This window comes from Curtobacterium sp. MCBD17_030 (assembly GCF_003224255.1).
In the GTDB taxonomy this organism is placed as follows: domain Bacteria; phylum Actinomycetota; class Actinomycetes; order Actinomycetales; family Microbacteriaceae; genus Curtobacterium.
Map to the genome: position 1 here is coordinate 76,570 of NZ_QKLI01000001.1, position 11,541 is coordinate 88,110.

An 11,541-nucleotide genomic window follows, 5' to 3' on the forward strand; every position below is an offset into this window, starting at 1 on the left:
GGTACACCGTGCAGGAGATCGCGATCCGAGTCCGTCTGCGGGAGCAGGGCCGTCTGGGCCTGGCCGAGTACGAGCGCATCGTGGGGTCGGTCGCCTCCGTCGCGGCCGTGGTCGCTTGGCTGCCGACGCCCGACGCGCGGCTGGTGCTGCGCGGTCGTGGTGCCGAGCCGGTGCGTCTCGAGACCATGTCCTACGGCGCGGTGTTCGAGATGCTCGTCGTGATGGACCAGCACACTCCGGGTGTCGAACGTGCGGCGGCTGCGGTCGCGGCGTTGCTCGAGTCGGTCCGGCACGAGCACGTCGAGGACGACGTCGCCGGGATCGCGGGGGAGCTGGACCGCCTGGACCGTTCCGCTCCACGTGGACGGTCGGTGCCCGAGCGTGCGCTCCGGACGTTCCTGGAGGGTGCCCGGGCGGATGCGTCGGCACGGAAGTCGACGACGCGACTGCGCGCTGCGCAGGCGCTGCTGCGGCTCGCCGAGTCCGGTGCCGAGGTCCTGGTCGAGCGGGTCGAGGACGCCCTGGCACCGGTCGTCAGCGAACAGGCGGTCGACGTGCTCGTGGACACCGGTTCGGCCGTCGTCGTCGAGCCGGTCGACGGTGTCGAGTCGGCCGCTGCGTCCGAGCCCGCCCCGCTGCAGCCGGAGAAGCCGTCCGCCGAGAAGGACAGCAAGAAGAAGGACGGCAAGAAGAAGGACGGCAAGAAGAAGGACAGCAAGAAGAAGGACGGCAAGAAGAAGGACAGCAAGAAGAAGGACGGCAAGAAGAAGAAGTAGCTTCGCAAGACGCAACCCCGGCGTCAGGACGCAACGCTGTGACGTGCCGTCCCGACGCCGGGGTTGCGTCGTGCGGAAGTCAGAAGTCGAACAGGTTCTGCCGTAGGCCGCCCGCGCCGTACTCGCGACGGAGGATCCCGCGCTGGCGGAGCACCGGCACCAGGTCGCCGAGCGTCCGGTACACCTGCGCCGGGTGCAGGTCACCGGACAGGATCACCCCGTCGTTGTCGGCGTCCGACCCGAGCTCCTCGATGAAGTCCGCGAACTCCTCCGCCGTCCCGACGAAGCCCGAGCGGTCCGCGACCCGGCCGAGGCGGGCCTTCCGCGTGAGCAGTTCGCGCAGGGGTGCGTCCGGGGTGTCCCCGAGGAGCCCCCGGACGGTTCCGGCCGAGACGTGGTCGGCGAAGGTGCCGGCGGGGATCGGCGCGTCGAGGTCGAGGGCGAGCAGGTCGGTCTCGGAGTCGCTCGACCACGCGAGCGCGACCGTGCGTAGGTCCTCGTCGGTCGGGTGCCGGGATGCTTCTACGATGCGGTCGGCCTCCTCCGGTGAAGAAACCACGACGGGCTTGAGCACGAACAGGACGCGCAGGTCCTCCGGTCGGCGTCCGACCTCGGCGGCGGCGGCGTGCACCTTCGTCCGGTAGGCGGCGACCGCAGCGGCCGACAGGGGAGCGAGCGCGAGCTGCACGTCGGAGTGCGCGCCCGCGAAGCCGAGTCCGCGGCCGGAGCCACCGGGGGAGACCACGACCGGGTCGGACTCGAGCGGCAGGGCGTTCAGCGGCCCCGCGGTCCGGAAGTACCGGCCCTCGTGGGTGAAGGCGTCGAGTTCGGACCCGTCGGCGAAGTGCCAGTCCGACTCGGACTGCAGGTGTCCCGACCCCCACGAGTGCCAGAGCCGACGGAGCAGGCCGATCCACTCCTCGGCGCGGTCGTAGGCGGCGTCGTGCGGCAGCGGTTCGAGACCGGCGTGCCGAGCGCTGCCGACGTCGGTGACGACGTTGACGCCGAGCCGGTCCGACGACAGGTGCGCGAGCGTCGCCAGCTGTCGGGCTGCCAGGTACGGCGGGGTGACGCCGGCGTTCACGGTCGGGGCGATTCCGATGTGCCGTGTCGCGGCGAACAGCCACGGCGCGAGCAGCAGCGGGTCGTGCTTCGGCCCGCCGTACGCCTGCCGGATCCGCAGGTCGAGGGTCGTCGGGTTGCCGAGCGAGATCGCGTCCTCGGCGATGACCAGGTCGAGGCCGGCGTCCTCGAGGGCACGGACGGCCTGCTGGTACATCTCCGGTCTGGTCCAGTCGTGGCCCCAGTGCCAGTCCGCTCGACCCCATGCCTGCGGGCCGAAGCCGCGCGAGAAGAAGTACCCGACGTGCTGCATCCTCGCCATCAGTGGGCCCCGTCGAGGACGGTGACCGCCGTGCCGGTCGCGGGGTGCCCCTCCCGGCCGACGACCCGACCGTCCGTCGTGACCGCGCGCACCGCGGCGAACCCACGCTCGAGGTCGCGGAGCAGGTCGGTGGCGTCCTCGATGCCGATCGACAGGCGCACGAGCCCGTCGTCGATGCCCTGCGCCGCCCGCTCGGCGGCCGTGCGCCCGGCGTGCGTCGTCGTCGCCGGGTGCAGCACCAGCGACCGCACGTCGCCCAGGTGGGTCATCCGGCTGAACAGCTCGACCGCGTCGATGAACGCGTGCGCGGCCGGCTCGCCGCCGGCGAGCGTGAACGCGAAGACGGAACCGGCTCCGCGCGGCAGGTAGCGCTGGGCGAGGTCGTGGTACGGACTGGAGGCCAGACCCGCGTGGTCGACACTCGTCACCTCGGGCTGCGCCTCCAGCCAGGTCGCGACCGTCAGCGCGTTCGCCACGTGCCGCTCGACGCGGAGCGACAGCGTCTCGATGCCCTGGCGGAGGAGGAAGGCGTTGAACGGCGAGGGGGTCGGTCCGATGCGAGAGGCGACGACGTCGCGCGCGTAGGCGAGGAAGGCACCGGTGCCGGCACGGTCGACGTAGCTGGCGCCGCCGAGGGCACGGTCGGGCTGGGTGAGGTGCGGCCAGCGCTCCGGGTTCGCGGTCCAGTCGAACCGGCCGCCGTCCACGACGACCCCGCCGAGGCCGGCCCCGTGCCCGGAGAGGAACTTGGAGGCGGAGTGGATGACGATGTCGGCTCCGTGCTCGACGGGCTGCACGAGGTACGGCGTCGCGAGGGTGTTGTCGACGACGAGCGGGACACCGGCGCGATGGGCCACCTCGGCGACGCCGGTGATGTCGAGCACGTCGTTCTTCGGGTTCGGGATCGACTCGGCGAAGAACAGCTTGGTCTCGGGCCGGACGGCTGCGGCCCAGGCCTGGAGGTCTCGTGCGTCGGTGACGAAGTCGACCTGGATGCCGAGCCGGCCGAGGTTCTGCAACAGCAGGCCGCGGGTGCCCTCGTAGATGCTCGCGGCGCTGACGACGTGGTCCCCGGCGGCGAGGAGCCCGAGGAACGCGACCGTCGCGGCCGCCTGACCGCTGCTCACGAGGATCGCGTCGGCGCCCCGCTCGAGGAGGGCGACACGCCGCTCGACGTCGGCGTTCGTCGGGTTGCCGAGCCGGGTGTAGGTGTAGCCGTCGTCGGTCCCGGTGAACCGGTCGCGGGCCTGGGCGGCGTCGTCGAACAGGAAGCCGGAAGACATGTGGATCGCGGGCACCCGTGCCCCGTGGGCGGTGTCGGGCATGAAGCCGCCGTGCACCTGCTCGGTCGCGAAACCGGGTCGTTCGTCCGTCATGCGTCCACCTCCGTGCCGGGTCGTCCGGCCGCTCGCGCGTCCGGTCGTCGCCGTACTCTCGCAGGCCCGGCGTGGTCGCGGGCCGATTGCGGCGTCGGGTTACGGAGCGGGAAGCGGTGCGGCCGCCGTCCGTCCGGCGGCGACGCGCGGCACGACCGCGAGTCGTCCGGCGAACCCGGGCGCGGGCGGTGCGGGCAGTGCGTCGACCGGGAACCACCGGACGTCGTCGCTCTCGGCGCCGACCGTCACCGTGCTGTCCACGGGAACGGCCGCCAGGAAGCCGACGTCCCAGTGGGTCGCAGGTCCTGGCCTCCGTCGTGCCCGCTAGGTGCCGAGGAGGGCTCGGACGCCGGTGAGGACGGTGTCGCCGACGGCGAGCAGCGGCCCGCGGGCAGCCCACACCGCGATCCCGTTCACGGCGAGGAACAGCACGAACCAGACGACCGCGGGCAGGTGCATCTCGGCCGCTGCGATGTGGAAGTCGGTCTGCACCCGCGACCCGGTGAGGAGCCACCGGACGACCTGCACGAGCGAGCGGAGCCCGTCGACGAGGAGCGCGGCACCGAGGGCCGCCACCACGAGGAGGGTGAGGTCCGACGGGCGGACGGCGACCCAGACGGCGAGCGCGTCGAACCCGATCACCACGAGCAACCCGAACCAGTTCCGGACGAACAGCAGGGCGACCAGGCCGACGACGCCGAGCACGGCGACGGGCAGCCACGGCGAACCGACGACGGCGCCGGTGACGAGCAGCACGCCGGCCCAGATCGGCGCGCTGTAGCCGGCGAAGAGGTTGAGCAGCCGCACCAGCCAGCGGAGGCCGTCGGGGACCCGTCCGAGTTGGACCCAGGCCTCCCCGGAGCCGTCCGGGTGCAGGTCGATGCGTCGGATGCGGCCGCCGAAGGGGACGACGACGACGCAGTGCCCGACCTCGTGCACGATCGTCGCGGCCAGGCGGGCGACCCGACCGAGGAACGGCACGAGGGGGAGCACGGCGCCGATGAGCAGGGCACCGAAGACGGCGGATGCGGGCAGGGAGGTCAAGCCGACATCGTCGCAGACCGTCCTCAGCGGTTCACTGGGAGCAGACCTCTCGGGAGTGTGCTCGTCGCAGGTGCGCTCACTGCGACACCTGGCTGGTCGTGACGATGCGGCGCCACGGTCCGTTCGGGACCTCGTCGGCCTCGACGAACCGCCAGCTGACCCGGTCGTCCTCGCCGTCGAGCTCGGCGTACCCGAGACAGCCGTTCAGCGCGGGGGAGACGTCGACCCCGGCACCGTTGTACCGCTTGTTGACCGGTCGCTCGTTGCCGGGGCCGAAGACGTAGGCGCTGTCGTGGTAGGTGCCCGGGCCGGCGTCCTGGACCTGGCCGTAGCAGGTCCGCCCGTCCTTGCTCAGCTGCACCCACCGGTTCTTGAGGTAGCTGAAGCCGTCGTCGCCGCGGTGCTTCCGGTAGGCGGGGTCGCCCGCCCAGGGGACGACCCGGTCGCGGTCGCGGAACCCGGTGCGGTCGTTGACGTCGTCGTACGGGACGTCGAGGTAGAACGGGTTCTCCTTCGGCTTCATGTGCGTCGGGAAGTACCCGTTCGCGGCTCGGCGTCGTTCGGTCTGGCAAACACGCTCGACGATGGCACCGTCGCAGCCGCCGTAGCTGCCCTGCCAGTCGTCGTCGTAGGTGGAGTAGACCTGGCTGCCGTCGTCGGCGTCCGGGTCGAAGACCTCGCCGACCCAGAAGGTGGTGGAGACGATCCTGGTGTGCCACGGGTAGGTGCGGGCCACCGTGCCGCCGCCGGAGGGACTGCCGCAGCCAGCGAGCACCGCGGCGAGCGCGAGCGTCCCGACGAGTGCCGCGGCCGTGCGCGGACGCGCACCGCGGCCCCGGGAGCCGCGGGTGCGGGTCTCCCGGGGTCGGGGCTCCGGTGTCGTGCTCACGTCACCGGGCGATCGTGCCGGGCAGCGCCGACGATGCGGCGGTTGCCGATCCGGCAGGCGTGGACGGGGTGTCGAGCTGGCCGGGCATGCCCGACGTGTCGAGCTGCCCCAGGACCGCACGGGACCGGACGGTCAGGGCGTCCACGGCCGGGGCGATCCGGCTCACGCTGCTGCTCGCCTTCGCCTTCGTGGTCGCGCTGTTCGTCGTGGTGGTGGTGGTCGCGAGTGGCGGGGCGCCGACGGTGTCGTACGCGGCGACGTCGTCGGTTGTCAGCGTGCCGTTCGAGAACAGGTTCAGGCCGAAGCTGATCCCGTCGAACCCGGCCGGGATCTGGTCCGTCGTCCACACCGCCTGCGTCCATGTCGAGGCCGAGGCGTACCAGGGGCTCGACGTCCAGTAGTGCCAGGAGCCGGTCGTCGAGTCGCGCAGGTAGACGGTGAACTGCGTGACGGTGTTCGACTTGTAGTACTCGCGGAGCGAGTACGTGTGGCCGGCGACCACGGTGGGGGCACAGTCACCGAGGTCGAACGTCGGCAACCACTTGGCGTCACCGTCGACGTGGTCGCTCACGGTGAGCGACGTCGCCTTGGTGGTGGTGCCGGTGCGGCCCGGGGTGACGGTGCTGAACGCTGCCGTGTTCAAGCCGTACCCGCCGTACTGCCAGCACTTCTGCCCGCTCGGGCTGGTGGTGGAGGTCGTCTGGAAGGACGGGTTCTGCACCGCGTTGACACCGGGGGCTGCGGGTCCCGGGACCGGGGACTGCACGACCGGCTGCACCGGGGTGCCGACGGCGTCGCCGACCGTCTTCACGGTGGTGGCGTTCGCGGGGTCCGCGGAGTAGGCGGCGAGCCACTGGGCGAACTGTGCGAACAGTGCCGGCGAGGTCGTCGGGTCGAGCGAGGTGTCGTCGCTGATGTGGTGGAAGGTGAGCTGCACCCAGCCGCCCTTGTCGGTCTTCGCCTGGGTGACCTGCTGCTGCAGGTCGGCCAGGGTCCAGTTCGCCTCGACCTGGCTCGGTGCCCGGGTCAGCATGGCGTTCCGCGGCGGCAGGGTCTCCGTCGTGACGCAGCCGGCGCAGTCGTACGGTGTCCGGACGTCCCCGAGGCCACGCGCACTGGTGTACCCGCAGGCGCGGACGGCGTCACGCGTCTTCGTGGTCGACTCCGCGAACGGGTAGGCGAAGCTCCGGACCGTGTAGCCCCATGACGACAGCGTGGCACGGGACTGGCAGGCCTGCCGCTGCGCCTCGGCCTGGGACAGCGCGGACATGTCGGGGTGGGTGACGCTGTGCCCGCCGATCTCGTTGCCGGCCGCTGCGAGGGTCGCCAGGTCCGACTGCTGCATGTAGCCGGGGGCGTTGAGGTAGCCCGTGATGATGTAGAACGTGCCGGTCAGGCCGTTCTGCTGCAGCGCCTGCGCAGCCAGCATCTGGTCGGCGTCGCCGTCGTCGAAGGTCAGGCTGACCGTGACGGGCTTCGTGGCCGTCGCAGCGCGTGCCGGGGCTGCCCCGAGGAGGCCGGTGACGACGATCGCCACCGTCGCCAGGACGGCGAGGATCACCGTCAGGCGGTTGAACGACTGGTCCTTGGTCATTCGACCGTCACCGACTTCGCGAGGTTGCGGGGCTTGTCCACGTCGCAACCGAGTTGCAGCGCGAGCTCGCGGGCGAGCATCTGGAGGGGGACCACGGACTCGAGCGGCCCCCAGAGCGACATGCCCTGGTCGGTCACGTCGGTCCGTCGCGAGACCAGCCGGCCGGCGTCGCGGCCGAGTGCGGGCACGTCGGCGCCGACGCCACCGATGGTGATGACGAAACCGCCGCGGGCTCGGACCTCGGCGACGTTCGCCTGGATCTTGTGCTCGCCGTTGTCGACGACGACCACGGGGGTGCCGTCGGTGACGAGTGCGAGCGGACCGTGCTTCAGCTCACCGGCCGGGTAGGCCTCGGCCCACCGGTAGGAGAGCTCCTTGAGCTTCAGTGCACCCTCGGCGGCGAACGGGAGGCCCGCCCCACGTCCCAGGAACAGGAACCCGGAAGCGTCCCGCACGCTCGAGACGAGCAGCGGGATCCGGTCGAGCGACGCTTCGGCCGCACCGGCGAGGAGGCCGGGGAGCCGCTGCATGTCGCCGACGAGCGCCAGTGCCCGCGACCGGTCGATGCGGTCGGACGCCACGAGCGCCGAGATCATCGCCGAGACGCCGACGACGACCTGCGCCGTGAACGTCTTCGTCGCGGCGACGCCGATCTCGGGCCCGGCGTGGCAGTCGAGCACCGCGTCGGCTCGTCGGGCGAGCGAGGAGTGCAGGTTGTTCGTCAGCGCGAGCACCTGGTACCGGTCCGCGAACCGGTCGAGTGCACGAAGCACGTCCGCGGTCTCACCGGACTGGCTGATCGCGACGACCAGCGTGCCCGGTGTCAGGACGGCCTGGTCGGCCTCGCTCGCGACGACGGTGTCGGTGGGGACGCCGCCGAGCCCGCGGAGCGCGGTCGAGATGACCTGCCCGGCGTTCAACGACGTGCCGCACGCGACCACCGCGACGCGCTCGAACGGCGCGAGCCCGAGGCTGCGCCACATGCTCCCGTCGACCACACGACCGGCGATGCGGTCGAGGATCTCCGCCACGACGGTGGGCTGCTCCTCGATCTCCTTCGCCATGTGGTCGGTGTGGTCGCCGAGCTCGAGTGCCTCGGCGGCGAACGGCGACGGCGTCGCGAACGGCACCGCCACGACCTCCCCGCGGGACGACCAGGTCCAACTCTCGCCGAGCTCGACGACGTCACCGTCACGGAGTGCGACGAAGGTCTCGGCCCAGGTGGCGATCGCTCCGATGTCGCTCGCGACGAAGTCACCGCGGGTGGCACGGGCCACCACGAGCGGGGACCGGTCGGCCGCGACGACCATCCGGCCGTCCCGTGCGTCGAGGACCACGATGGCCCAGGACCCCTCGAGCTGTGCGGTCGCGATCTGCACCGCGAGCATCAGGTCCGGGTCGACCGCCAGGGCACGCTCGACCAGGTGCGTGATGACCTCCGAGTCGACCTCGGACACGAACACGTGCCCCTGGGCGCTCAGCTGCCCGCGGAGCAGGTCCCCGTTCTCGATGATGCCGTTGTGCACGACGCTGATCCGGCCGGAGCAGTCGGCGTGCGGGTGCGCGTTCGTCTCACGGACGGCGCCGTGCGTCGCCCAGCGGGTGTGTCCGATGCCGATCCCCGTGAACGGGTCTCCGGAACGGGCGGCGACCAACGTGCGCAGGTCGCCGACCCTGGACACCGAACGGATCGTCTCGGTGCCGCCGGTGCTGGTACGCACGGCGATGCCGGCCGAGTCGTACCCGCGGTACTCCAGGCGCTCCAGGCCGTCCAGGAGGTACGGGGCGGCATCGTCCGCCACCCGTGCCGCGATGATGCCGCACATGTTCAGACCACCGCCGTCGCACCCGCCGGCGCGCTGGCCGCGGCGGCGTCGGCGTCGGCGGAGGAGTCGGCCGTCCGGGTCCGGACGTCCTCGGCGACCAACCGGACCACGGCCTCCAGAGGGGTCACCGGGGCGAACCCGACGGCGGCCTTCGCGCGGGTGTTGTCCGGGACACGACGACGCATGTCCTCGTAGCCCTCGCCGTACGCCTCGTCGTAGGGGACGTAGGTGATCCGGCTGTCCGAGCCCGTGATGTCGATGACGAGCTCCGCGAGTTCGGCGATGCTGATCTCGCGCTCGCCGCCGAGGTTGAACGCCTCGCCGTAGGCCTCCTCGTGCTCGATGAGCGCGACCATCGCGGGGACCACGTCGCCGACGAAGGAGAAGCAGCGCGACTGGACGCCGTCGCCGTAGACGGTCAGCGGTTCGCCGCGGACGGCCTGGCCGACCAGGTTCGGGACGACCATGCCGTAGCGGCCGGTCTGGCGTGGGCCGACCGTGTTGAACGGACGGGCGATGGCGACGCGCAGGCCGTACTCCTTGAAGTAGGCGTGCGCGAAGGCCTCGTCGATGCCCTTCGCCGCGGCGTACGTCCATCGGGCCACGAGCGGCGAACCGAGGACGCGGTCGGCGGTCTCGTGCAGCGCGTCGGCGGTGTTCTTGCCGTAGATCTCGCTCGTCGAGACGAGGAGCAGCTTGGCGCCGGCGGCGACACAGGCGTCCAGGACGTTCTCGCTGCCGTGGATGTTCGTGCGGAGCCCCTGCAGCGGGTGGTCCACGATGAGCTTCACGCCGACCGCGGCGGCCAGGTGGAACACCCGGTCCGACCCGGCGACCAGTTCGGTGACGAGCGCACGGTCGAGGATGCTGCCCTCGACGACGCGCAGCCGGTCGTGTCCGGCCACGGCGGCCAGGTTGTCGGCACGACCGGTGGAGAAGTCGTCGAGCACGACGACGTCGTCGCCGTCGGTGAGCAGGCGTTCGACGAGGTGGCTGCCGATGAACCCGGCGCCTCCGGTGACGATGGACTTCATGGCGTTCCCTTTCAGAGGAGGATGCGGCCGGTGAGGTCCGCAGCCCGGTAGGTGGTGTCGATCACGAGCTGCTCGCCGGTGATCCAGGACAGGTCGGCGTCACTGTGCCGGGTGTGCAGGAGCACGACGTCCGCGCCGAAGGCGGCCTCGTCGACGACGTCGTCGAGGACGGTGCCGTCGTGCAGGCGGACGGAGTCGAAGCGGTGGTCGGCGAACCCGACGTCGGCACCGGCGGCGATCAGGCCCTCGAGGATCTCGAGCGCGGGGGACTCGCGGAGGTCGGCGACGTCGCGCTTGTACGCGATGCCGACGACGAGCACCCGCGCGCCGCGGAGACCACGGCCGGCGTCCGAGAGGACCTCACGGGCGCGGTCGACGACCCGACCCGGACGAGCCGCGATCTCGGCCATCGCCTGGGTGATCATCGGCGCGGCCTGCCGGTCCGCCTTGAGCTGCCAGAGCAGGTAGTGCGGGTCGCACGGGATGCAGTGTCCGCCGACACCCGGACCCGGCATGAACGCCATGAACCCGTACGGCTTCGTCGCCGCGGCGTCGACGACGTCCGCCACGTCGATGCCCATCGTGCGGCAGATGTCCGAGAACTCGTTCGCCAACGCGATGTTCACGGCGCGGAACGTGTTCTCGAGGAGCTTCGTCATCTCCGCCGCGGCGAGCGAGGGCACGCGGTGCACCCGGGCGTAGCGGCCGAGCATCTCGTCCGCGATCTCCGCACACTCCGGCGTCGCGGCGCCGAGGACGCGGGGGACGTCCTCGTGCGCGACCGAGGCGTTGCCCGGGTCGATGCGCTCCGGGCTGAACGCGACGAACACGTCCTTGCCCGGCAGCAGCCCGCGCTCGGTGAGGGGTTGCACGAGCAGGTCGTCGGTGCACCCGACGTAGGTGGTGCTCGTCAGCATGAGGAGCTGCCCGGGGACGGCGTGCTCGACGACCGTCGCCGCGGCGCCGCGGAGGATCGTGAGGTCCGGCACCAGGTACTCGTCGACGGGCGTCGGCACGCACACGATCACGGCCGCGGCACGTGCCAGCATCGAGGGGTCGTCGGTGAGGACGAAGTCGTCCGCCAGGAACGCCGACTCCAGACGCACCCGGTCGTCCTCGAGCAGGTCGGCGCCGCGGGACCGGATCGTCTCCAGGCGACGCTGCGACACGTCCACGCCGATCACCGAGGTGCCCGAGTGGTGGTACGCCAGGGCGGTCGGCAGCCCGACGTAGCCGAGGCCCACGATCGCCACGTCGAACTCGAAACCACGGGTACCGCCAGCGGCGGTGGTGCCGTCGGTGCCCGGCACGATGCGGTGCAGGGAAGCGGGGACGTCCGGGGACGTCGGGACGGCCGACGTCGCCGGAGCGACCGGCGACGTGCGGACCGACAGGGCGTCGGACGGCGATGGTGCGATGGACATGCGGGTTCCCCTCGGGTCGGGACACAACCGGGAGGGTCGTCCCGGCAGGCACCGACCGCCGTCGGGTGGACCGCGGGATCAGGTGGGCCTCGTCCGGGCCGTCGTCCGTCCCCGGATCAGGCGGGGACGGACGACGGCGGTCCGGGTGCGGCCGGTCGGGTACCGATCTCGGGTACGCGGTCCTGCCCCGATGA

Annotated in this window: 10 protein-coding genes; 1 reads left to right on the plus strand and 9 read right to left on the minus strand. The window is 71.8% G+C overall.

Features of this window, described 5'->3' with window-relative positions; all coding sequences use genetic code 11:
- Positions 1 to 8 precede the first annotated feature (8 nt).
- Positions 9 to 776, plus strand: a complete 768-nt coding sequence (locus tag DEI89_RS17500) for a hypothetical protein (protein ID WP_181421434.1) — start codon at positions 9 to 11, stop codon at positions 774 to 776.
- A 79-nt stretch (positions 777 to 855) separates the two neighbouring features.
- On the opposite strand, the gene DEI89_RS00395 is transcribed toward DEI89_RS17500, so the two are convergent.
- The 9 genes from DEI89_RS00395 to DEI89_RS00430 form a co-directional block, all read right to left on the minus strand.
- Positions 856 to 2,160, minus strand: a complete 1,305-nt coding sequence (locus tag DEI89_RS00395) for an LLM class flavin-dependent oxidoreductase (protein ID WP_110902064.1) — start codon at positions 2,158 to 2,160, stop codon at positions 856 to 858.
- On the minus strand, positions 2,160 to 3,536 hold the full coding sequence (locus tag DEI89_RS00400; RefSeq protein ID WP_110902065.1) for an O-acetylhomoserine aminocarboxypropyltransferase/cysteine synthase family protein: 1,377 nt from the start codon (positions 3,534 to 3,536) through the stop codon (positions 2,160 to 2,162). The genes DEI89_RS00395 and DEI89_RS00400 overlap by 1 nt, the downstream gene beginning before the upstream one ends.
- A gap of 99 nt (positions 3,537 to 3,635) precedes the next feature.
- Positions 3,636 to 3,797 (minus strand): hypothetical protein, encoded by a 162-nt coding sequence (locus DEI89_RS17505; RefSeq protein ID WP_181421435.1) that lies wholly within the window; start codon positions 3,795 to 3,797, stop codon positions 3,636 to 3,638.
- Between the two features lie 63 nt (positions 3,798 to 3,860).
- Entirely contained in the window at positions 3,861 to 4,580 is a 720-nt protein-coding gene (locus tag DEI89_RS00405) for a M50 family metallopeptidase (RefSeq protein WP_181421436.1), read from the minus strand.
- A 76-nt stretch (positions 4,581 to 4,656) separates the two neighbouring features.
- Positions 4,657 to 5,469 (minus strand): hypothetical protein, encoded by an 813-nt coding sequence (locus DEI89_RS00410; RefSeq protein WP_110902067.1) that lies wholly within the window; start codon positions 5,467 to 5,469, stop codon positions 4,657 to 4,659.
- A 1-nt stretch (position 5,470) separates the two neighbouring features.
- A complete protein-coding gene (locus DEI89_RS00415; protein ID WP_110902068.1) occupies positions 5,471 to 7,063 on the minus strand; it encodes a polysaccharide deacetylase family protein in 1,593 nt (530 codons plus the stop codon).
- Positions 7,060 to 8,889: a glutamine--fructose-6-phosphate transaminase (isomerizing) gene (gene glmS / locus DEI89_RS00420; protein WP_110902069.1), complete on the minus strand. Its 1,830-nt coding sequence runs from the start codon at positions 8,887 to 8,889 to the stop codon at positions 7,060 to 7,062. Before glmS ends, DEI89_RS00415 begins: the two co-directional genes overlap by 4 nt.
- A 2-nt stretch (positions 8,890 to 8,891) precedes the next feature.
- Positions 8,892 to 9,923: an NAD-dependent epimerase/dehydratase family protein gene (locus DEI89_RS00425; RefSeq protein WP_110902070.1), complete on the minus strand. Its 1,032-nt coding sequence runs from the start codon at positions 9,921 to 9,923 to the stop codon at positions 8,892 to 8,894.
- Positions 9,924 to 9,934: 11 nt separating this feature from the next.
- Positions 9,935 to 11,347: a nucleotide sugar dehydrogenase gene (locus DEI89_RS00430; protein ID WP_110902071.1), complete on the minus strand. Its 1,413-nt coding sequence runs from the start codon at positions 11,345 to 11,347 to the stop codon at positions 9,935 to 9,937.
- Positions 11,348 to 11,541 lie beyond the last annotated feature (194 nt).